Source organism: Nitrosospira sp. Is2, from assembly GCF_033095785.1.
In the GTDB taxonomy this organism is placed as follows: domain Bacteria; phylum Pseudomonadota; class Gammaproteobacteria; order Burkholderiales; family Nitrosomonadaceae; genus Nitrosospira.
Genome location: NZ_CP137134.1, coordinates 2,324,719 through 2,346,921, shown reverse-complemented (window position 1 = coordinate 2,346,921; position 22,203 = coordinate 2,324,719). Strand labels below are relative to the sequence as shown.

General features: G+C 56.6%; 21 protein-coding genes and 1 pseudogene. 8 read left to right on the top strand and 14 right to left on the bottom strand.

Going from position 1 to position 22,203, the window contains the following annotated elements:
- Positions 1-7 precede the first annotated feature (7 nt).
- The 6 genes and pseudogenes from R5L00_RS10275 to R5L00_RS15930 form a co-directional block, all read right to left on the bottom strand.
- Positions 8-496, bottom strand: a complete 489-nt coding sequence (locus R5L00_RS10275; RefSeq protein WP_317651510.1) for a hypothetical protein — start codon at positions 494-496, stop codon at positions 8-10.
- Positions 486-3,491, bottom strand: a complete 3,006-nt coding sequence (locus R5L00_RS10270; RefSeq protein ID WP_317651509.1) for a DUF927 domain-containing protein — start codon at positions 3,489-3,491, stop codon at positions 486-488. The genes R5L00_RS10275 and R5L00_RS10270 overlap by 11 nt, the downstream gene beginning before the upstream one ends.
- A 10-nt stretch (positions 3,492-3,501) precedes the next feature.
- Positions 3,502-3,711, bottom strand: coding sequence for an AlpA family transcriptional regulator (locus R5L00_RS10265; RefSeq protein ID WP_317651507.1), 210 nt, complete (start codon positions 3,709-3,711; stop codon positions 3,502-3,504).
- Between the two features lie 145 nt (positions 3,712-3,856).
- On the bottom strand, positions 3,857-4,933 hold the full coding sequence (locus tag R5L00_RS10260; protein WP_317651506.1) for a hypothetical protein: 1,077 nt from the start codon (positions 4,931-4,933) through the stop codon (positions 3,857-3,859).
- Positions 4,934-5,031: 98 nt separating this feature from the next.
- Positions 5,032-5,940 (bottom strand): site-specific integrase, encoded by a 909-nt coding sequence (locus R5L00_RS10255; RefSeq protein ID WP_317651505.1) that lies wholly within the window; start codon positions 5,938-5,940, stop codon positions 5,032-5,034.
- A 168-nt stretch (positions 5,941-6,108) separates the two neighbouring features.
- A pseudogene (locus R5L00_RS15930) lies at positions 6,109-6,363 on the bottom strand (Arm DNA-binding domain-containing protein); the annotation flags it as partial.
- Between the two features lie 153 nt (positions 6,364-6,516).
- Between R5L00_RS15930 and R5L00_RS10250 the strand changes: the two are divergent.
- Positions 6,517-6,972 carry an EVE domain-containing protein gene (locus R5L00_RS10250; RefSeq protein WP_107695088.1) on the top strand — a complete coding sequence of 152 codons (456 nt, stop codon included), beginning with the start codon at positions 6,517-6,519 and terminating at the stop codon, positions 6,970-6,972.
- Between the two features lie 81 nt (positions 6,973-7,053).
- Positions 7,054-7,851 (top strand): sulfite exporter TauE/SafE family protein, encoded by a 798-nt coding sequence (locus R5L00_RS10245; RefSeq protein WP_107695089.1) that lies wholly within the window; start codon positions 7,054-7,056, stop codon positions 7,849-7,851.
- 36 nt (positions 7,852-7,887) lie between these two features.
- Here R5L00_RS10245 and cysG read toward each other — a convergent pair whose 3' ends face one another.
- On the bottom strand, positions 7,888-9,345 hold the full coding sequence (gene cysG, locus R5L00_RS10240) for a siroheme synthase CysG (RefSeq protein WP_107695090.1): 1,458 nt from the start codon (positions 9,343-9,345) through the stop codon (positions 7,888-7,890).
- Positions 9,346-9,516: 171 nt separating this feature from the next.
- Between cysG and R5L00_RS10235 the strand changes: the two genes are divergently transcribed.
- The 6 genes from R5L00_RS10235 (at position 9,517) to scpB (ending at position 14,521) form a co-directional block, all read left to right on the top strand.
- Positions 9,517-10,368: a 3',5'-nucleoside bisphosphate phosphatase gene (locus tag R5L00_RS10235; RefSeq protein ID WP_107695091.1), complete on the top strand. Its 852-nt coding sequence runs from the start codon at positions 9,517-9,519 to the stop codon at positions 10,366-10,368.
- 155 nt (positions 10,369-10,523) lie between these two features.
- Entirely contained in the window at positions 10,524-11,156 is a 633-nt protein-coding gene (locus R5L00_RS10230; RefSeq protein WP_107695092.1) for an L-threonylcarbamoyladenylate synthase, read from the top strand.
- On the top strand, positions 11,149-11,799 hold the full coding sequence (locus R5L00_RS10225; protein WP_317651502.1) for a site-2 protease family protein: 651 nt from the start codon (positions 11,149-11,151) through the stop codon (positions 11,797-11,799). The genes R5L00_RS10230 and R5L00_RS10225 overlap by 8 nt, the downstream gene beginning before the upstream one ends.
- A gap of 34 nt (positions 11,800-11,833) precedes the next feature.
- Complete coding sequence (locus R5L00_RS10220) at positions 11,834-13,036, top strand: tryptophan--tRNA ligase (RefSeq protein ID WP_107695094.1); 1,203 nt, start codon at positions 11,834-11,836, stop codon at positions 13,034-13,036.
- Positions 13,037-13,095: 59 nt separating this feature from the next.
- Entirely contained in the window at positions 13,096-13,911 is an 816-nt protein-coding gene (locus R5L00_RS10215; protein ID WP_258192742.1) for a segregation and condensation protein A, read from the top strand.
- The gene (gene scpB / locus R5L00_RS10210; protein WP_107695095.1) at positions 13,877-14,521 is read left to right on the top strand and encodes an SMC-Scp complex subunit ScpB; all 645 of its coding nucleotides are present in this window, start codon (positions 13,877-13,879) and stop codon (positions 14,519-14,521) included. Before R5L00_RS10215 ends, scpB begins: the two co-directional genes overlap by 35 nt.
- Positions 14,522-14,636: 115 nt before the next feature.
- Here scpB and R5L00_RS10205 read toward each other — a convergent pair whose 3' ends face one another.
- The 7 genes from R5L00_RS10205 to R5L00_RS10175 all read right to left on the bottom strand — a co-directional run bounded on the left by R5L00_RS10205 (position 14,637) and on the right by R5L00_RS10175 (position 21,886).
- Positions 14,637-16,751 carry a CopD family protein gene (locus R5L00_RS10205; RefSeq protein ID WP_317651499.1) on the bottom strand — a complete coding sequence of 705 codons (2,115 nt, stop codon included), beginning with the start codon at positions 16,749-16,751 and terminating at the stop codon, positions 14,637-14,639.
- Positions 16,748-17,158, bottom strand: a complete 411-nt coding sequence (locus tag R5L00_RS10200; protein WP_258192716.1) for a copper resistance protein CopC — start codon at positions 17,156-17,158, stop codon at positions 16,748-16,750. Before R5L00_RS10200 ends, R5L00_RS10205 begins: the two co-directional genes overlap by 4 nt.
- A 160-nt stretch (positions 17,159-17,318) precedes the next feature.
- Entirely contained in the window at positions 17,319-17,876 is a 558-nt protein-coding gene (locus R5L00_RS10195; RefSeq protein ID WP_107694679.1) for a hypothetical protein, read from the bottom strand.
- 101 nt (positions 17,877-17,977) lie between these two features.
- Positions 17,978-18,547 (bottom strand): hypothetical protein, encoded by a 570-nt coding sequence (locus R5L00_RS10190; protein ID WP_107694662.1) that lies wholly within the window; start codon positions 18,545-18,547, stop codon positions 17,978-17,980.
- A gap of 210 nt (positions 18,548-18,757) precedes the next feature.
- Positions 18,758-20,008: a methane monooxygenase/ammonia monooxygenase subunit B gene (locus tag R5L00_RS10185; protein WP_317651494.1), complete on the bottom strand. Its 1,251-nt coding sequence runs from the start codon at positions 20,006-20,008 to the stop codon at positions 18,758-18,760.
- Positions 20,009-20,833 (bottom strand): methane monooxygenase/ammonia monooxygenase subunit A, encoded by an 825-nt coding sequence (locus R5L00_RS10180; RefSeq protein ID WP_107694664.1) that lies wholly within the window; start codon positions 20,831-20,833, stop codon positions 20,009-20,011. It lies immediately after the preceding gene.
- Between the two features lie 237 nt (positions 20,834-21,070).
- Entirely contained in the window at positions 21,071-21,886 is an 816-nt protein-coding gene (locus R5L00_RS10175) for a methane monooxygenase/ammonia monooxygenase subunit C (RefSeq protein WP_317650648.1), read from the bottom strand.
- Positions 21,887-22,203: the final 317 nt, after the last annotated feature.

The window sequence follows — 22,203 nt, the reverse complement described above, 5'->3', positions numbered from 1 at the left end:
CTCCTCGCTATTGTGCTGCCAGTCCAATGAAAAAATCCCTCGCGTCCTGATCGGTTTGACACTGATGTAGCGCTGCGCTGATTATTACCTCATCCGTTTCGTTTATACGCTCCAGCCAATCCAGTATTGTGGTTTCCTCTTCTTGGCTTAACGGCGCATTTGGTTCCCGGAGCAGCGGCTTAAATGGTTCTGCCTTTATTGCATCTGGTTCCCCAGCCATTGCCTCTGCATGAGTAGCTGCAGGACTGTAGGACGCTTCCTTCGGCTCGCGGTCGGTATAGTGAAATCGCCACCACTGGGACGCGGTTCCGTTAGCGCCGTGCGCTGCTTTTTGTAACACATCTTCTGCATTGCACTTTTCCCGGGTAACAGGGGTATCAGGGGTAAGAGTGCCTGTTGGCGCGGGTTTTGATGTTACCCCTGCAGGGTTGATAGAGGTAACAGGGGTAACAATGTCGCGCCTTTCCAGTGTGACAAGCAGATCATCAAGCGACATGGCCACCGCCTAGCTTGCCAGCTTTTATAGGGTATAGCCGCTTCGACTCCCAATTGATATTGAATACCTTCGTTCGTTTGCCTTCCATGTCGGCAGGGGGTAGGGCCTCGATTTCCTGCAGGACATCGAGCGCCCGATCAAAATCGAAGCCTTTGAGTGCTTCCCGCAAACCCTCTGACGTGAACAAGTAGCTGCGTCCGGTTGGAGAATCCTGCCACCATCCCGCGCGGTTGAAAATCTGTGTTTCATCGTTCTTATTCGAAAAACGCGAGTCCCCGTGACGGTCTATGAACCCGGAGAGCTGTTCAACTATCTGCAGCCGTTCATCATTACCATGTCCACGCGAAGCGCGCCAAACCCTGAAACCCTCTCCCGCTGCCTCGGTCGCGGCCCCAGGAGGCCAACCTGTTATCCCGTAATCTGTTGCCGTCTCCCCCGCCAGCGCCAAAATGGCAAAACGCGCTGCTGCCCTTTTTTCCTGTCCCTCGCCGTCCTTTACCGCAAACTGCTTCAGTACCTTGAAGCGTTCGAGATAGCCGCCGAAATCCCGCGCGTCCCTCGTCAGATTTTCCAGAAAAGCCCGACCGGCAAGTCCATAGTGTGTAACTGCTGCTCGCTTGATTGCATCGGAAAAGGCCGTCCCGCTTTGTAGATTATGCAATGTGTCCCATGCTCCATATACCCTCGAGGCTGAGATGTTCAGCAATCGCACTGACTGCCCAGCCTTAGCCCGTTGTCCTACTTGCTGCATGGTCGTTTCAATGCTGCGCTCTCCACTGGAGAGCACGAAGCAGCGCCAGCGTGTAAGGGCACGGGCATTGCCCGTCCTGCCGGCTCGCTGCTTGCCGCGCCCGTTACTCAAGGCATAGATGATGGCACCCACTTCATGTGCATGGGCCTCACTGATTTCATCCAGGGCTAACAGGCAATCATTGAATGTTGCTGCCGCACCTTCCATGCCGTTGGCTGTTGCCCGCCAGCTTCGTCGGTAATTGGGTCCACCCCAGACCGAACAAGCCGCTTCGAGCAACGTTGTCTTGCCGGTGGATGAGTCACCGACAAAATGAAGCCCTCCACCTTCTGCATTGCACAACGCCAGCATTGGTCCCGCAAACGCTGCAGACAGCGCCTGTAGTAGAAGCGGATTGCCGATAGCCCGCGACGATATGTCGTGCTGCCAGCCCTCTAGCGTTCCAGCGGTGGTGTGTTCGTCGTGGCCGATCTCACCGCTCTGGAAGATCACGTCCGAGGACTTGGGGCCGATTACCGTATCGGGCAATATAAAAGAATCCTCGCACCAGCCAACCTGCAGCACACAGCGGATTCTCCGCTCAGGGGGCTTCTCTTGCAGGTAGGTTGAAAGCAGGCGCCGCACCCACTGGCTAGGGTCAAGCTCCACGCCCATCGCCAGCAGTTCGCCGCGCAGATCATCGGCTGCCCCGCGCAGCTGTTCCATTGGCATGGCCCATTCCCGCCAATAACCCAATGTGTTCCGGAAGCGCAGCAAGCGGCCGAAGTTGTGTTGGTGGCCGTCAGAGGTCACGGCGACGACGTGCAGTGGGGAACATACCCAGGTTTGCGTTGGTCTACCTTCCCTGTCCGTATCGAAATACCATACTCCAGCCTTGAATTCCTGCGCCTCATGCTCCACTCGGTCATCAAAGACGCGAAATGCAGGTCGGTCTATTGCTTCCGGGACCGGATTGCCTGACCGGTCTGACGTGCCTGATCCGTCTATTACCCTAGTTACCTCCGCAGGAGCGAAGCAGGTAACAGCGGAACGCCCGTGTTCAATGGTTTGCACCCCTGTTACCTGTGTTACCTCAGCATCCGGTGATGCAGTGCTTGCATCTCCCGCTACATCGAGACCATCCCCGGTATCGTCTTCCTGGTCATGATCTTTTTCTGTTATCGAAACCGCCGCGCTCACTAACACATGCTTGACGTCCTCAATCCCGCAGTGCGCTGCCATATCGTTGAAGTCTGTTGCTCCATCCGGTCTGTCTTGGCCGAAGTCTGGAACCGCCACCACTCCATCCACGGCCCCCGCCGCTTCCGTTGCCGCTGTCAATCCTGGGTTTCCGGGACTTGCGTAGTCATCGTCGGCGCAGATGACCAGCGACGCATCCGGAATTCTTTCCCTCATGACTTTTGCGACCGCACTGAGGTTGGCCACGCCAAACGCCACAGCTACCGGATACCCCGTCGCTTCGTGGATACTGGCGCCCGTTGAGAAGCTTTCGGCAATACATAGGACCGTAGCGCCGGTGGGGTCGCCGATTATGAAATAGCAACCTCTCACCCGCCCGCCAAGCAAAAACTTCTTTTTTCCCTCCGCAGTGATGAATTGCAGGGAATGAATTACGTCGTCCACCCAAAGGGGGATTACAAGCGCATCCTTGTATTGCCGTGCTCCATATGCGTGGATGTGCTTAGATGTAAGATAGGGGTGCTCGAAGCAGGGAACGGCTTTCGCCCAGATTTGTTCGGCCTTTTCACGTGCCTGTTTCCTGCGCTGGGTTTTCTCCGCTTCGCGTTGCTCATGCATTACATCCAAACTGGCCCGATGCTTACGCTGCTCAGCCGAAGTCAGAGCACGGCCTATCTCTGCTCGCCAAGTTTGATTAACCCCGCTGCGCCAGTCACCCAAGGCGCCGCAGGCGGGAACGACATTACCGTGATACACGTACCATCCGGCGTCATCGTCAGGCCTGCCATTAGTGGAGAAGCGATGCAGTTTTCCGTCTGCTTCGATTACATCTGGAGGGATTAGCCCCGCAGCCTGAATTGCATCCCTGAATTGGCTGATAGGGTTAAATATCGTCTCACCCTTCTCAAGTAACGGATCAGTGACGCAGGATGCTGTAGAGCTTGACCCCCCAGAGACCGCACGTGATTGAGCCTTAGTTACTGGATCCTGCGACGAGATATTGCTGGCGAGAGCTGCGGAGGTTGATTCAAGCCCGTTGGTTGCGTCCATCGTTTTCTTGGTCATGGTCGCCCCTCTAAACCTTGCGGCTTTTTTCGATTTGGGCGAGAAGCCAAGCCTCTATTTCGCTTTCGATCCAGCCGACAGTCCGTATGCCCAGCCGAACAGGCTGGGGGAAGGTACCTGCAGAAACCTTAAAATAAATGGATGAACGCGAGAGCCCCGTCCGAGCCTCGACTTGTTTGCGCCGGAGAATTGCGAGCGCGGTTCTGTACTGCTGTGCCATGCTTAAAGCTCCTATTTCGGTGCTTTATTTAGGTGCTTCCCGGCCTTTCCGGGATTTGCATGGTCACAATACAAAAAGTAGTTTTTTAACCCAAAGAAACTCGAAAGATTTTTGAGCCCTGAGTTTTCCAGAAATAGTGGAAAACTCAGCTCGGTTTTTTACCTCGAGTTTTCCAGTGGCCTATTGCCCGGTGGGAAAGCGCCTTTCGCACGTCATCGTACGTCACATCAACGTCAGGTAGGTTGATTACCACGTTAGCAATAATTGACATTGCTCGCATTAGCGGCGTGGTTAAGGTGAAGTTGTTGACAATAATCAGAAGATAGGCTAGGGCCCGGAGATATTGAGTTTTTACGCTACCCTGCCGGCTTTCGAGGGCAGCGTCGATCACGCCCTCCTCCTGCGGCTTAAAATCCCTTCCTGCTTTGGCTACAGTTTTCAGTAGCGCTGCAAGTGGAGGAGCCTTTTCCCACCCATACCGCACTCCTGCGAGCGGATCGTGCTCCACGGGCTCTCCGGGAGAAACAAATCTAATGTTTGAATGGTGACTGAGGACGGGGCCGACCTCCAACTCGCTTTCAAATTCCAAAGATGGCTGGGCTGGTTCATGCCGTTCGCGAGTATTCTCGCGCTCGCCCAATAGGTCCTTACGTGCCGCTTGCCAAATATACTGATTATGTCCTCCCGATTCGTCATTGTCCGTATTACCCAATAAAACACGGACAGAGTAGAACTCGGCGGGTCCTTCCACCCCGTTTCTCGAAAACTTATCGATTGCCCTCGCAAGCTTCTCCGCGATGTCAGCGATTTCCTCTTTTTCCTCATGTGCCAGCCTCAGGCGTTCCCGCCAACGCTCGAAATCTTTGCCCGCCCCATACGCCGAATTGATAATTTGGTACCATTGTTCGTCTGAGGTGATTTCTGGTATCAGAAGTAAGTACGCGGAGAGCATACGATGATCATGGACGAGTCGCAGCAAGCAATTCCGATGCTCAACTAGAACGTCTCTAATATTGCCGAGTTCAGCTTCTTGCTCGCGTAGGGTAATTAGAGATCCACCGGACCCGAGCCGGGCTTCTACTTCTATTGCTTCCTTTGTCTCAAATAGCTGTCGCTCGAAATTAGCGATCGAAGCGACCAAGCCGGATCCCATCTTGTCGCCCTCTAACAATGCGGTAGTGTATTCCCGGACCGCGGCCGGTACATGAGCTGCGAAGTCCACTTGGATCCTCTTATACTTTTCTTGAGTTAGAAGTCGGAGCGAACCGTGACCGTGCTACCCGTTTCCTCGATGGTACGGATATGAGCTACGAAATAAGCTCACGCAGCGTAATGCAAGTGCCGAACTTTGCTTACTGCCGCCAGTGTTTCGAGCCGGCGAGCCCATGCCTTTAACGCCTTCTCTCGCTGCTGTTCGTAAGTGTTATGGTTGTAGTGTGCGAAAACGCCAGAAAGAATATGGTTAGCAATCTTGTGGCCTAGGAATGGTTCGAAACCCAGGTCCGGGAGGCGCGTTATCAGCGTTCGCCTAAAATCGTGGACACGGCAACGAGTGACGTTTGGTAACTGGTTACGTTTAAATAGCGTTGCTAGCGCGTTGTTCACAGAACGCCCATAAATCGGCTGACCCGCTTTGTTCGGCGATTCAAACACGTAAAGTCCTTTCCCGGTTAGCGGTTTCAAAGACTCAACAATTGCGATTGCCTCGGGAGCCAAATGCACAAGATGGGCCCGTCTCAGCTTGGTGCGTTCCGCCGGAAGTACCCAAACACCGGCACCTAGATCCAATTCTGCCCACTGGGCATTGGTAACTTCGGTTTCTCGCTGCCCTGTCAGAATCAACAACTTTAAGGCAGCAATGGTAACGGGATCAGCCTTGCACTGCAGAGGGTTGTTCAATGCTCGCAAAATTACCGCTAGTTCATCAAGTCGTAGCGTCACATCCCGCTTTTTGGGCCTTGAGTCGAAATCGCGCCGCGATAGCTCTTCCACGCACGATACCGGCACCCATTCCCGTGCTTTAGCAAAACGCCATAGCCGTTTTGCAAGCGTCAACACCTCGCCGGCTAATTGCTTTGCAGTCCGCCCCTCTTTCCTACCCTCTGCGATGGTATCTAGCGCGGCAATAATATCCTGCCGGGACACGTCTTTAATTTTCTTGGTACCAAGAATCTCTGTCAGTCTCGTGAACCGGTAGAGCACCCCAGGTGCGCTGTTCTTTTTGGCCATAATCTTCGCCATAAACAACTTCACGGCGTCCTCAACCGTTGGTTGAGTTCGCTCGGACTCTAATGCTGTCACCCGCAGACGGACTGCCTCACGATCTGAGCTAAGTTGAGCTTCCCATTCTGCGGCTGGGTTATGCCCTGCTCTTCGAGCAGCCTTCCAGCTGCCTGCAATCGCCCGAGCCTGAGCCAAGGACTGCTGGCCGTTACTGAGCCAAGCCGAAATACTGTCGCCTTGCGCGCCGTTGCGTGAGTACGTACCTATGGTGTATTTTGTCCGACTACTATTTAACTCGTATTCAATAACCCATGTCTTCGTACCATTCGGTCGAATCCGGAGAAATAATCCGTCGCCATCACCTAGTAAGCGATCTCGATTTAGCGAAGGCTTTGCTCCTTCACAACCTATTGCCGAAAGTTTTGCCATTGAGGTTACTTCGCTTTAGTAGTGGGTGGGACTTTGGGGGGGACTTCGTGCAGGATTGTATAGAACATCTTGGGAATGTTCAAGCCATGAAAAATGGCAATGTTTATTGTAGTCAACCGACTATGGAATTAACTGGAACTCTTAGGACCTAATATGCGTTACTGGCTGATGAAATCAGAACCTTCGGATGTCAGCATTGATGACCTTGCCTCGATGCCTGATCAAACTGTCCCCTGGTACGGCGTCCGCAACTATCAGGCGCGCAACTTTATGCGCGACCAGATGCGCGTCGGGGACGGCGTGTTTTTTTATCATTCGAGTTGTCCGGAACCGGGGGTCGCGGGCATTGCCGAGGTTAGCAGTCCAGCATATCCGGACGCAACGCAGTTCGATCCCGCCAGTAAATATTTTGACCCGAAGGCAACGTCGCACAACCCGCGCTGGTTCAATGTGGATGTGAAGTTCATCAGAAAAACCCGCTTGGTCAGCATCAGGGAATTGCGCAGCCGGCCGGAACTGGCAAACATGCGCATTCTGCAAACCGGAAACCGCCTATCCATTACGCCTGTAGACCCAGCGGAGTGGGACTTCATCATGGGGATTTTTTGATGGGCTGGTCACAACCAGATTTGCAGACGGAAAGTCGCCGAAAAATGCTCAAGACAAGCATACCTTTCGGCCACGCTTGACGTGGAGTGGTGGCCGGCTTATCTGCTGCTGGGTGCAGTTGTAGGCTTTTTTGCCGGACTGCTGGGTATCGGCGGCGGATTGATTCTGGTGCCAGTGCTCACCGTTATTTTTACCAATCAGCATTTCCCGCCTGATCGCATCCTGCACCTTGCCCTGGGGACTACCATGGCCGCGATCATTTTCACCTCGGCTTCCAGCCTGCGCGCTCACCATGCGCACGGAGCGGTGAACTGGCAAGTCGTGAAACATATCACCCCTGGAATTATCGCTGGCACACTGGCCGGTGCGACTCTGGTGAACGCGTTGCCCAGCAGGGCGCTCAGCGTCATTTTTGTTGTGTTTATCTTCTATGCAGCCACGCAGATGCTGCTGAAAATCTCGCCCAAACCCAGCCGTGAGCTTCCCGGCAAATGGGGAATGATTGGTGCGGGCGGAATCATTGGCGCGGTTTCGAGTTTTGTCGCAATCGGCGGCGGGCTGCTGACGGTTCCGTTTCTTACGTTCTGCAACGCGCGATTGCAGCAGGCGATCGGCACCGCTGCCGCAGTGGGATTTCCCATTGCCGTAGCGGGCGCCATCGGATACATCGTTAATGGCATGGCCCAATCCCAGCCGTTACCGCAACATAGCTTGGGGTATGTCTATTTGCCGGCCTTGGGGTGGATCGTGCTGGCCAGCGTATTGACAGCGCCGTTCGGCGCAAAAACGACCCACGTCATGCCTACACGGATGCTCAGGACGATTTTTGTTCTGCTGCTTTATTTGCTGGGAACGAGGATGCTGATCGGCCTTTTTTAAAAGATGCGATGGAATAGCGCGGTATTGCGCAAAGGCTTACTGTTCTCTGCCCAGAATACCGATCGCGGGAGCAGCCTCATCCCGTTGAGGCTCGAACCACGCCAGTTGCCGATGCAGTTTGACGACCTCGCCGACGATGATAAGAGTTGGCGGAATCAGTTTGGCCGCAGCGGTCAAACCGGGAAGGTTCTGCAACGTACCGGTCAATACGCGCTGTTTATGCGTAGTTCCCTGCTGCACGATTGCGGCTGGTGTCGTAGCAGATAGCCCGTGCGCGATTAATTGCCGGCACAGCTCCGGTAGGCCGAGGAGCCCCATATAGACCACGATGGTCTGGTTTGGGCGCGCCAGCATGGGCCAATCCAGGTCCACGCTCCCGTCCTTGAGATGGCCGGTGACAAAGACACACGACTGGGCATAGTCGCGATGAGTGAGGGGGATACCTGCATAGGATGCCGCACCGGTCGCCGCGGTAATGCCCGGAACGACCTGAAAAGGAATTCCGTGGCTGGAGAGGGTTTCAATTTCCTCACCCCCCCGGCCGAAGATGAAAGGATCGCCCCCTTTCAACCGCAGCACGCGCTTGCCTTCCTTGGCCAACCGCACCAGCAATTGATTAATCGATTCCTGCGGCATTGCGTGCTTGCTGCGCTCCTTCCCGGCATAGATCCGGGCGGCATCGCGACGCACCATGTCAAGTATCTCAGGTGAAACCAACCGGTCATACACGACCACGTCCGCCTGCTGCATCAGGCGCATTGCCCGAAAAGTCAGGAGCTCCGGGTCGCCCGGGCCAGCGCCCACCAGATATACTTCTCCCCCGCTTGACTCATCCGGTTCGCTATCCAGCGCACGCTCCAGATACACCTTTGCCGCCCGGTCCCTGCCGGAGAAAACCATTTCGGCAACTGGCCCCTGCAATACTTTCTCCCAGAATCTGCGTCGGTTCTCGGGAACTGAAAGCTGCTGTTTCACTCGTTCGCGGAATTGGGCCGCGAACGCCGCAAGGCGGCCATAAGCCATCGGTATCATGGTTTCCAGTCGAGCTCTCAGTACCCGGGCAAGCACCGGTGACGCGCCCCCACTCGATACGGCGATAAGAACGGGAGAGCGATCCACAATCGAAGGCATGATGAAAGAGCATGAAGCCGGATCATCCACGACATTGACGGGGATGCGTAATCCTTTGGCAACCTCGGAAACCTTCCGGTTAACTGTGGGATCATCTGTAGCAGCGATAACTAGAACGGCATCGGCGAGATGATCGGGACTAAACGTTTCGGCAAGATAAGTAATTCTTGTTTGCGGCGGTTGTTCCCGATCCCGCGGCACCAACAGCCGCTCGTGCAGTTCCTCACAGAGCCGGGGGGCGATGATGGTGACCCGAGCCCCCGCTCGCGATAGCAACGCCACTTTCCGGGCGGCCACTTCCCCGCCGCCGACCACAAGGCAGTCACGATTTCGTATGTCGATAAAAATTGGCAGAAAGTCCATTTGTTCCGTCTAATCTGGGCAATTCGATATCCTACTCTACCGGAAGCATTCGGTCTTTTAGCGTGAATGCCCACGCTCCGCTCCGGGTGAGCCGATCAGTTGTCGCAGTTCAATTTTCCGCCCCCCCTTATGCTATGATGCGGCTCTCGCTTTGCGCAACCTGCCTGCTTCATGCTCAACATCGACTTGCATTGCCACTCCACGGTTTCGGACGGTCTGCTCACACCAACACAATTGGTCGAGCACGCTGCTGCGCGTGGGGTTGACATTCTCGCGCTGACCGATCACGACGACGTGGGAGGGCTGGCGGAGGCCCACGCGGCGGCCACGGAGAAGAACGTTATCCTGGTCAACGGCGTCGAAATTTCGGTGGACTGGCGCGGCCAGACCGTCCATATCGTCGGCCTCGGTATAAATCCTGAGCATCCCGACCTCATTCGGGGTTTGGCGTCCATACGAGACGGCCGGCTGGTGCGTGCGCGTAATATCGCCGCGCAACTGGACAAATTCGGGATTCACGGCAGTTTTGAAGGCGCCTGCCGCAATGCTGGAGAGGGGCATTTGCTGGGGCGGATGCACTTCGCCCGCTTTTTAATTCAGCAGGGTCACGCCAGAGATGCGAAAGCAGTCTTCAAGAAATACCTGGTCAAGGGTAAGCCTGGATATGCGCCACACCAGTGGGTGCCGTTAAGCGACGCGGTTGGCTGGATACGCGGCAGCGGTGGCAGAGCCGTGATCGCTCATCCCGGCCGTTACAAGCTGAGCAAGAAAGCGCTGGACGAGTTGCTGGAGGAATTCCGCGCAATGGGTGGCGAGGCTATCGAGGTGATCACCGGTAGTCATACGCCGGAGCAATCATTGCTGTTTGCGCGCCATTGCCAGCGGCTGGGCTTACTTGCTTCGCGCGGTTCGGACTTTCACGGCCCGGGGGAAAGCTACTTCGATCTGGGGAGAATGCCGGCGCTGCCTGCCATCTGCAGGCCCGTATGGCATGACTGGAAGGAAGCGATCCACGCAGGGTGATTGCCTTTTTGGGTGTACTGCCACCACGGCGCGATACTAACCAGTGTGATGTACCCCCTTTGGCACCCGAGATGCCTTCCGGCGGCCCACGGATGATGTACCAGGAAACGGACCCGCAGACAACACATTGATAAAAATCGTCAGCTATTTTTCTCGTGGCTCAATTCTTTTCGATTCATCCGGAAAACCCCCAGTTGCGTCTGATACGGCAGGCTGCGGCTATTGTGCGCGCCGGAGGGGTGATCGCCTACCCTACCGATTCGTGTTATGCGCTTGGAGGCCACTTGGGCGATAAAACCGTCATGACTCGAATTCGGGCGATACGGCAGATGGATGAGCGGCATCACTTTACGCTGATGTGTCGCAACCTCGCCGAAATCTCGCATTACGCCAAAGTTGATAATCGGCAATATAGGCTGCTCAAGATGAGTACGCCCGGTAGCTACACCTTTATATTTCAAGCTACCCGGGAAGTTCCGCGCCGCTTGCAGCCGCCGAAGCGCGATACAATCGGCGTCAGAATTCCGGATCATCCCATCGTGCAGGCGTTGTTGACGGAGTTGGATGAGCCGCTGTTGAGTTCCACCCTGATAATGCCTGGCGATGAGTTCCCACTTAACGATGCTGGGGACATCCGGGCCCGCCTCGAGCATCAGGTGGAACTGGTGCTGGATGGGGGCGCCTGCGGGCTGGAGATGACCACCGTCATTGATATGACCGGGGATGTGCCGGAAGTGATACGGGAAGGAAAAGGGAGCCTCCAGCCTTTTGGAATCTCCAATGGATAGCATTATTCAGAATGTTGCCATCTATGCGCTCCCGGTAATTTTTGCCATCACCTTGCACGAAGCCGCTCATGGTTATGTGGCGAAGCATTTTGGCGATATGACCGCCTATGCGCAAGGACGCGTCAGTCTGAATCCGGTTCGCCACATCGATCCGGTGGGCACGATCCTGCTTCCCTTGTTGACGCTGTGGCTGGGCGGAATACTATTCGGCTGGGCCAAACCGGTGCCCGTCGACTTCTCGGCGTTGCGCCGACCGAAACAGGACATGCTTTGGGTGGCCCTGGCCGGGCCGGGCGCCAACCTTTTCATGGCGTTGCTTTGGGCGTTCGTTATCAAGCTTGGCCTCGCCCTGTCGGACACCGATCTTGCCCGGCCTATGGTATTGATGGGGGAAGCGGGGATTAAAATCAACGTGATCCTGATGGTTTTGAATCTATTGCCTCTGCCGCCGCTCGATGGCGGCCGTATCGCGGTAAGCCTTCTGCCGCAGCGCCTGGCTAACGGTTTTGCAAGGATTGAACCGTACGGCTTCATGATCCTCCTTATGCTGTTGATGACCGGGGTGTTGGGTGCCATCATTGGTCCGTTTACAGCGATTACGATACAGCTGGTAGCGTTGTTTTTTGGCCTGGAAGCCTACTGAAAATAATTGGATTGGTTGGATAAGGACAAGGGGTATGTTCACTGAGCGTGTTTTATCGGGAATGCGTCCCACGGGCGGCCTTCATTTGGGGCACTATCACGGCGTGCTGAAGAACTGGGTGGAGCTACAGCACCAGTTTGAGTGCCTATTCTTCGTCGCGGACTGGCACGCTCTCACCACGCACTACGATACGCCGGACGTCATCGAGCGCCACGTCTGGGATATGGTGATTGACTGGCTGGCTGCAGGCGTGGATCCAGCACAAGCGACATTATTTGTTCAATCCCGGGTGCCGGCACATGCCGAGTTGCACCTGCTGCTCTCCATGGTTACCCCCCTGGGATGGCTGGAACGCGTGCCTTCCTATAAGGACCAACAGGAAAAGCTGTTTGAGAAAGAGTTGAATACGTACGGCTTTCTGGGTTACCCCCTGCTGCAAAGCGCGGATATTCTCATTTATCGCTCCACCCGTGTGCCAGTGGGCGAAGACCAGACGCCGCATATCGAGTTTACCCGCGAAATCGCGCGGCGCTTCAACCATATTTACGGCAAGGAAGTCGGATTCCGCGAAAAAGCGGAAGCGGCGATAAAAAAACTTGGTTCAAAAAAATCTAAACTTTACCGCGACTTGCGGAATCGGTACCAGGAGCACGGCGACGATGAGGCGCTCGCTGCAGCAAAAGCGCTGCTTGAAGAACAACAGAATTTGAGCCTGGGCGATCAGGAGCGTTTATTTGGATACCTGGAGGGCGGCGGAAAGATGATTCTCTCCGAGCCCGAGGTTATGCTGACTCAGGCACCGAAAATGCCGGGTCTGGATGGACAGAAGATGTCGAAATCTTACAATAACACGATCACCCTGCGCGAGGAACCGGCAAGTGTGATAAAGAAGATACGCACCATGCCGACCGACCCGGCGCGCGTCCGCCGCAGCGATCCCGGGGACCCGGCAAAATGCCCATTGTGGCAGTTCCATCTGGTTTACTCGGACGATGACACCCGGGCGTGGGTGCAACAGGGATGCACTACCGCGGGAATCGGTTGTCTGGAGTGCAAACAGCCGGTTATTGACGCGATATTGGCAGAGCAGCAACCCATGCACGAGCGGGCGCGTATGTATGAGGAAGACCCCACACTGGTACGTAATATCATCGCCGACGGTTGCGAGAGAGCCGATAAATTGGCGCAGGAGACCATGCGGGACGTAAGAGAGGCAATGGGACTGGACTACTCTTAGCACGCTGGTAGATATGCCCTTTTCCTTGCTGAGCACGTTGAGCGTTTCCTTAGCTTCACATGACGATGGATAGTGGGTTTTCGCAATCCGCTGCTTCCGCGGTGGCTAAAATTCATGGGGAGCCCCTAACGGAATTACCGGCGGATTTGTATATTCCGCCCGACGCTCTGGAAGTGTTCCTCGAGACGTTCCAGGGCCCTCTCGATTTACTGCTGTATCTTATTCGCAAGCATAACCTCGACGTGCTGGACATCCCCATGGCGGAGCTCAGCCGCCAATACATGGCCTATATTGGAATGATGCGCGCAAACAAATTGGAATTGGCGGCAGAATACCTTCTCATGGCGGCGGTATTGATTGACATCAAATCACGCATGCTGTTGCCGGTGGCCGTTGTCCGAGATGAGGAAGAGAGCGACCCTCGCGCTGAATTGGTACGGCGCCTGCTGGAATACGAGCAAATGAAAGCCGCTGCTCAGCGACTCGATGAACTGCCACAAGCGGATCGGGACTTCCTGCTGACGAGGGTCTGGATCGAGCCGGCGATGGCCGACCGCCTCCCGGAAGTCAGCATGGAGGACCTGCGCGATGCGTGGCTTATGCTGATGGCTCGCTGCCAGGCAAATCGTCGCCACCAGATCACCCGGGCGGAGCTGTCGGTGCGAGAACACATGAGTCGCATCTTAAGCCAATTGCAGGGGCGCGCCTTTATTGAGTTTCACGATTTATTCAGTGCCGCGGCAGGAGCCCCGGAACTTGTCGTAACGTTTCTGGCACTACTTGAGCTTGTCAAAGAGCATCAGGTTGAGGTGAGCCAACCTCGTGCTTTTGGGATTATCTATGTCAGGCCGGTTAGTACCCTCTCCGTCATCTAGTTCCATAGGCGTGGTCAGCCCCGGCAATCCTGCGGAAATCAAGCGGATCCTGGAAGTGGCGTTGCTCACGGCCCAGGAACCATTGCCCCTCTCCGATCTCAGAAAGATTTTCGACGAAGAGCTGAGCGCTGAAGTGCTGCGCAGGCTACTGGAGGAATTGCGTCGGGACTGGGAAGGGAAAGGGGTAGAGCTGGTAAATGTTGCCAGCGGCTGGCGCTTTCAGGCTAAACCGGAGATGCAAAAGTTTCTCGATCGCATCAACCCGCAAAGACCGCCGCGCTACTCGCGCGCCGTGCTTGAGACGCTTGCGATCATCGCGTATCGGCAACCCGTGACACGTGGCGACATTGAGGAAATTCGCGGAGTTTCCGTGTCGGGGACCATACTTAAGGCGTTGGAGTCGCGTGGCTGGATAGCGGCAATCGGTCATCGCGATGTTCCAGGCAGGCCAGCCCTTTACGGTACAACGGCAAACTTTCTCAACGACCTGAACCTGCGCTCGCTAGCCGAACTGCCACCGTTGGATGAGCTGGGCTCGGTCATTGAGCAGAAAGGAACGATGGGATTGTTACCGATTCCTGACACCCCGGCAGACGACGCGCCCGAGTAATCCCTTGGTTTCATCTTGTGGGCATTTTAACTCACCACAAACCGGCCCACAGCGTCGTCCGCGAAGGCAGCACCGCCGTCGGCACTACTCGCTAGCCTTTATTCTTACGTCGCAGTCAATGCACATGGTCGCCTGGTGGGGGGAGTATTTCCTTTTCGCGATTGAGTTGTGCGACCTGCTGCATGAGGGACTGGGGATTGCTCCAGCCGGGGCCATCGGCATCGGCAATCCAGCGTGCGCGCAGATAGCCGAAGCGGTCCACCAGGAACTCCATGTGCTCGGGCAAGGTGCCCGGACCCAGCAGGTCGGGCTTGCTCAGGGTGCGACGGAACAGGGCATAGCTTTTCACGATCTCGTGGGCGCCTTCGGTCACCACCGGGAAGGGAACCTCCGCCTTGATCTGGGCCAGCTCCTGCGCATCGGGATCATCCTCGGGCACGGCCAGGAGCACTGTGTTGGCGCGCCCAAGCTCGGTATGGAGCTGCTGCAGCTGCTCCATACGCTCGCGCGATTGCGGCCACGAGAACAGCACCAGCAGCACGTTCTTCTGGCCGCGGAAATCCTTTAGTGTGCCGCTTGAGCCATCGTGGGCGACGTAGGAGAAATTGGGCGGGCCCATGGAAGGCTGGGGCTGCTCGGGCTTGACGCTGGGGCTCATCAGGCGCGCCTGATAGCCGCGCGACATGGCATGCAGGTAATTGACCACATCCCAGCGATCCTCTTCGGAGAGCTTGTCGGCAAATACCGGCATGCCGGTATCGGGGATGCCGAAGGTGAGCCAGTGGAAGAAGTCGCCTGCGGTATGCTTGGCGGTGTGCGGTTCAGTGAGCATGTCCACCGGTGGCTTGGCAAAGCTCTTGGCCATGACGCCATCGCCCTTGCCCTGGGAACCATGACAGGCCACGCAGTTCTCGGCGAACAGGGCCGAGCCGTTGGCAATGGAGATGGTGTCAAACGGCACCGGGGTCTTGCGATAGGTTTCCGGATAGGCGTCGATGGCAAGCGGCGGCAAGCCTACGCCTGCGGCCAGGGCCAGAAGCAGCGCCGGGATGCCGAAGCGGCGTTTCTTGTCCCATTTTTTGAGATTGCCCAGGGTGAAGATCACGCCGGAGAGCAAGAGCAGCGCCACACCGCTCCAGACCCGCATCATGACGGCCTGATCGCCCCAGGTGGCGGCGATGGAGAAGCGGAAGGAATAGGGCCAGGTCTGGATGAGGGCGTGCTTGGCTGGCACGGTGTTGGCCACGATGGTGGCCAGGAGCACAATGCCTAAGGCGAGCACGAATTCGAAGCTGACCCATTTGCGCAGCCTCTGTCCGCCGGCTTGCGCCAGGTTAGAGTCAGCACGCTGGGACAGCAGCGGCAGCCAGGTGGAGCGGGCGCGCGCGGCAATGATAAGTACGATCACCAGCAGGGCGATCTTGGCATCGAGCAGCCAGCCGTATGAAGTGGCCACGAGCGCGCCATAGCTGGTGTCGACCATGCGGTCGGTGATGATGACGCCGGTGGCAATCACCGCCAGCATGACCGGCAGGGCCATGGCGGAGAAACGCTTCAATGCCTGGGCATCGGCCATGACCGCTTCTTCGCGTGACTGGAACAGGGCATGGATGCGCTGGATGGCTTCGGTCTGGATGCCCGCGCGCATGGAGGGCTGGCTGCCCGTCGGATTGCCCGGATTGGATGAGGCAGGCTCGGTGCAGGCATAGCACACCACCAGGAAGGCGGGCAGGGCGCCGAACCAGACGCTGGCCAGGATGATGTGCAGGGCATAGGGCAATATCGATACCACTGACAGTTCTTCGGCCGCGGAATGGCTGGCAAGGGAGCCGACAGTCAAGGTCAGGGCGGCAGCGGTGGCGCACAGCACGTATTTCCAGCGCGCACGCTCGGAGTAGCGCAAATAGAGGGCGATGGCGGTGACGATCAGGGCGCAGATGACCCGCCCTATCCATATCTGTCCCATGCGGGTGTTTTGCAGGAGTGCGAGCCAGACTTGCGGGCGCCAGGCGTTCTCGCTGATGCCGGTGGCCTGTGCCGTGGTGGTGGCTAAAATGCCCAGCAGCCCGATCAGGAGGATCAAGCAGAGCCAGGGAAGCAGGCGCTCCAGGCGGGTAACCCAGGGGGAGTGGAAGGTCCCGGCGATTGCCAGAAAGACGCAGCCGCCGACCAGGATCATGTTGGACGCGAGCTGTAACCAGCGCAGGAGCGTCGCGATGACCTCGATCATTTCTCTTGCGCTTTGCTCTTTACTGTGAAGTCGTAGGACGTGTCAACTACGTGGCCGTCCACCGACAGTACCCGGAACTTGACTGTGTATTTGCCCGGCGCCAGTTCCGGCAATGCCAGAACTATGGCCTTGGGGTCGTCTGCGGCAATCGTGGGCTTGGCATCGGTCACCGCGGCCTTGGCCCCGTCAAGCACGGCAAGCGAGGCGTAATCCTTTTCGATTTCTTCGTTAAACCAGAGCCGCACTTGCGCAGGCGGCTGGGAGAGCACGGCGCGGCGCGCCGGCTCGGCCTTGACCAACATGGCGTGCGCCAGCACCGGGGCGCTATGCAGGCTCGCTCCCAGCGCCATGATGAGGGCGCTGCCCATCATGAGCCGCTTCAGGACCGGAATCATCAATGGTTGCATTCTTGCTCCTCGTTCTGACCGCCGCGCTCTCGCGGGCAAATGCCCCTGTTGGCGGCGCAGGTATGGTTGTTTGACTGCATTGCTTCAGTTTGGTTCTAGCACAGCCGCAACCGCCGTCCGGACCCATGGGCCCAGGTTCTGCGAAACGGCTGCGCCAGTGTTATGCGGCGCCCATATCGGCCGATTTGCGCCCGCGCAGGAAGAATACCACGGCGGCGACCACGAGCGCGGCAATGCCGACGATGAGATAGGGCGAGGTGCCCTTGGGTTCGCCTACCGAGAATGGGAAGCGTGACACATATTCACCCTTTTCACCCACGGTCACGAGGCCCACGAATTTGCCAGGCTGGGCAAACTGGTATTCAAAGTTGATGGAGCCATTGGGGTAGACCTTGGCCGGAACGTGCAGGATGGTGATGCCCTCCAGGTTTTGCTGTTCTTCCGGTCCAGGCTGGCCGCCGCCGGGGCCGGTGTCGCGAATGATGCGCACTTCGGTGGGCAGGGGACGCAGCGCTTCTTCGATGTAGTCAAGCGCGACCACGGTGCGCCCGGTAGCCGGAATGTCTTCGCAGAATTCCTTCTCCTGGGTACTATCCGGCTGGTAACCGGTAAAGTGCATGGTGTAGGGGCCGATGGTAAGTTTGCATACGTCGTCAGCCAGGGAGAGTCCGCCGTGGGCCTGCACCTGCGCAGCGTATGGAAGGCCGATGACAAGCATCAGGCATACGAAGGCCGGCTTGAGAAATTGTAAGGACATTATCAAAATCGCCTATAAGAATTGAGGAATCGTCTATCTGCTGTCTATCTACTTTTGGTTGCCTATGAGCGGCGCTGTGCGCGCCAGCGTTCCACGCGCTTGGATTTCATGAGTTTGTATCCCAGCAGGGTCAAGAGCAGCAGGCCGATGAGCGGCACGACCGCGGCGCGGAATATGTTGCTGTAATTGACCATCTGCACTCGCAGGGGGTATTGGTAGCGCAAGGGCGGAAGACCCTCGGCGGTAATGATGACGGTGTAGAGCCCCTGATCGAGGCTCGTCTCTCCCCTGATGACGCCGTCAGGATGGACGCTCGGACGCACGTGGGAGACGGTTTCGTCTTCCTCTGCGTTGGTGCCTTTTATCACCCGCATGCCGATGGACATCTCGCGCATCGCAGGATCTATGAGGTCCACTACCAGGGTGGTGTCTCCAATCTTGGGTATTTCGGTGCAGTATTGGGCGCTGGCGTCAAATTGCGGCTGGTAGGCGCTCAAATGCACCATGTTCTCGCCTATGCGGCGTACGCAGCTGTCTTCTTCCATCGATTCTCGTCCATGCGCGGCCACGTTGCCGGCATAGAGTGCCGCAATCAGGATGAGCGCGCCTGCCTGTGTCACTTGCCTAACCACGAAAGAATCCTCTCGCTTGCATATTACAACGCTGTTCGCTATCGGCTTTCCGTCCCCGCTATTTTAGCGCCGGAGCGGAGTCATTGCTGTTTCAGTTGCCGTTTTTATATTTCTTACGCGTTAAAAAAACACCGATCCACCTTTCCGTCTGTTGACGGCGGCGGACCGGTGTTTTGAGGAACCTTTCGTCTACAGGTTCCTCAGGTTTGCTTAGAGCTTGGTGAAGACCGGTATGACTGCACCGGCTATGCTGTTGATGTTGCGATCGCCAGCATCGTTCCAGGTCATGAGCAATCCGCCAAACCGGCTTTCCGGGTCACCCAGGAGCGCCATCAGCCGTTGTACTTCCCACAGCGCATCTTTCGCTTCCATCTTGACTTCGCGTGTCTCGCCCGGTTGGAGCGGGGCGTCGTTGTCAAACGAGAGTCCGGTGGCAACCAGTTCCTTCGGATAGTTGCGGTCCAGATGCTTCAGGCCCACCTTGTTGATGAAGCGCACACCCGCCGTGGTGAACTCGCCGATGCGATAGGCCGTATCCCCGCTGTTGGTCACAGACATCGTCACCCGCAGTGCACGCCCAGGTACGTCATAGTTGGCGTGGGTCACTTTGATGGCGATGGGGTTGGGTTTCACCGGCAACGGCTGAACCTTGGACTCACCCGCCTGGATCGGCACGGTGTAGGGATGCTTGGTCTCGGTGTAACGATACCCGCCCCATACGATGCCAAAGGTCAGGATGAGGATGATCCACGCCATCTTCTTGTCCATGGGATCGAGCAGAAGCTCGTCGCCATAGGCCAGCAGTACGCGCGAACGCGGCAGGAACATGGGCCGCGCAACGTAGTAGCCGATCCAGAAACAGCCAAGACCCAGCCACAGCAAATGCCAGAAGATGCCGTTGCTGAAGTTGAAGGTCTCGGTGTCAATGGTCTCGCCCGTCAGCAGTTTGATCGGGTTGGTGAAGTCATCCCAGCTGCCGGTGATGTTCATCCAGGCGGCAGGGCCTGCAATCGGGCCTGCATCCTTGATGTTGACCATGGCATGCATGTGATGGCGTCCCGGAATCCGCGCTTTGAGTTTGGCTTCAAACGCGTAGTCGCGGCCGATCTCAAGCGGACCCGAGATCATGGTCGGCTCACCGTTCAACTTGGTGCTAAGCCGTACGAACACCGGGCTGGGGCTGCCTACGTTGAAGAAGGCGCGTCCAGGTTTGCCAACGGCCCGCGGCCAGTCTTCGGCAAGGTGGAATTTGCCGGTCATGGATGCAAGATCGTTGACCTTGGTGGTCTCAGGCTGCCATTTCATGTCGTACCACTGGATGGTACGCATGCGCAGGAATGGCTCCTGCGAGCGTTCACCATGCGCTGCCGCAGGCTGGATGTCGAGCATCAGGCCCATGGCCAGCGCGGCTGCGCCGCACAGGCCCAATACGCCCTGTTTGATGAGGTGTTTTGTGTTCATTTATTTGATCCCCTCGGGAAAGCCTTCTTCGCCAAATGCGGTGACGTCGTTCTTCATGCTGACGCGGCCACGGGCGCCTTTTACGTAGTAGAAGGCGGTGCAGTAGACTTTGCCAAAATACCACCACACGCAGAACATGAGCATGGAGACGAACGCGGAGAAGAATGCGGCAATAACCGTGGTGTGGCCGCCAAACGTTCGCAGCGAGCCTTGTTCGATCAGGCGCACGTACTCAGGCGTGCCGGTGCGTACATACAGGAAGCCGGTGTAATCGGCTAACGACAGCAGTACGCCTTCAGCCACGAGCGGCAGGTGGGTGGGGCCAAATATCGGCCAGTTGCCCGGGTAGAACAAAAGACCAAATGCGCCGCCGCCAATCAGGGCTGTCACCATCCAGTTGCGCGTGAGCAGCAAGACGGTGTCCATGACCAGCGCTCCAGGTATCATGGTGGAGGGGAATACAAAGTTGATGGGGTAGTGTGACCACCAGTAGAAGCCCCAGTAGCGGGTCAGCCATTCGCCAACCAGCAGGCAGACGATGCATAGCGTGGCCCCAAAGGGCAGTCTGTAGTTGACCCACAGGTAGTACATGATGGCGGCACAGTAGGTGATGCCCACGATCGGTGTTACCACCGGCCACCATTGACGATCCTTCCAGTCCAGCCAGAAGTCCCAGTCGCCTGCCAGCAGCATAAAGTGCATGTGGTAGGTTCCAACCAGCAGTATGCATAGAATCGGGAAATATACCGCGTCTATCATCCTGGACATCTTTACTGCTTCCGGCGGCATCTTGGCCGCCTTTAGTATTTCATCTGTTCTGCTCATCGCGCCCTCCCCTCAAATAATCTATAAATCTTTAAACAGAATGTTGTGCTGCCGTGCTGCTGTCTTGCCTGCGGCCTCTACCCGGGTGCCTTCCCCTTCGTTCGTCTCTGGCTGCCCGTGCAGCGCTGGCACTAGGATCCTGCCAGTGCCTGGCCGCTGTCGCTGCGGCCGCTCCTCTCCCGGTGTTCCGGGGCGGGGGGCGGCCGCAGCAGGACTTTCAATCAGCCTCTTAACCGATTAAGGTACGATCCGGTTGTTGAGGATGACTTTGCTCTGTCCGTTCCAGACAACATCGGTCAGGTTGGAGTAGCGGGTGATGATTTGTGCTGCAATGCCACCGGAAAACAGTCCTGCCCAGCCCAGAATCACGAAGCCCCAATGCAGCGGTGCGCTGAAGAGTTCTTCCATGAACCAGAAGGCATGGCCCCATTCGTTCAGGCCTACGTTCGGCAGAATCATGAGCGGACCAGCAATGGCCATGACCAGCGGGAACGAGGTGCCGCGGGAGTACAGCGGCAGACGGGTCATGGCATACAGGTAGCTTGCCACGCCGCAGACGATGTACATCGGGAAGGAGCCGTAGAATACAACCACATGGCTCGGGGTGAAGCTCGTGTCGCGAATGATGACCTGGTGCCAGGATGCGTCTTGCTCGGTGAAGAAGCTGCCGCCCCAGTACACGCCAAACAGGTAGACGCCCAGCCACATCATCCAGTAGAAGTAACGCTTGATTTCAAGTTTCGGATCAAGATTGTCCAGTTGTGCCTGGGTGTCGCGGGTCTTCCAGATCCAGCCCCAGGTAACCAGTGCAAACAGCGGCATGACGATCATGTGTACGCGCCATAATCCCATCCAGACTTTCTCAAACTCGGGTTCCATCGAGTCCATCCCGTGCGAATAGGCAAAGGTCCGCTGATACCAGACCCAGAATATCGCCACCGCCAGCATGGTGATGAGCCCAAATTTGTACCACCTCGAGTCGTACCACAGCGACATGTCGTAATCGCGTCCTCCCGACTTCGCCGTGCTCGACGTTTCATAGGTTGTTGCCATTTTAATTTCTCCTGTTGCGTTGATGATCGAGTACTACTTCTTCCTCAGGAACCGCCCCCTTCCCCTTCTTCCTCCCAGGGCTGTGGCGCTTCCCCTTTCCTCTTTCCTAATACTGAACCATTACCAATTTAACAACACTAAAATACTGATATCCCCGAAATACCCCTTGAAATACCAATATCAATACCAATGTTACATATACTTTACATACCCACAACCCTGTAAAGACTATCCGCGAAGATCAACCAAGTCAAGCAGTTTGTCAGCACTACAATACTCAGCAATATCCCCGCATCCCCTGACGAAAAGAGCGCCTA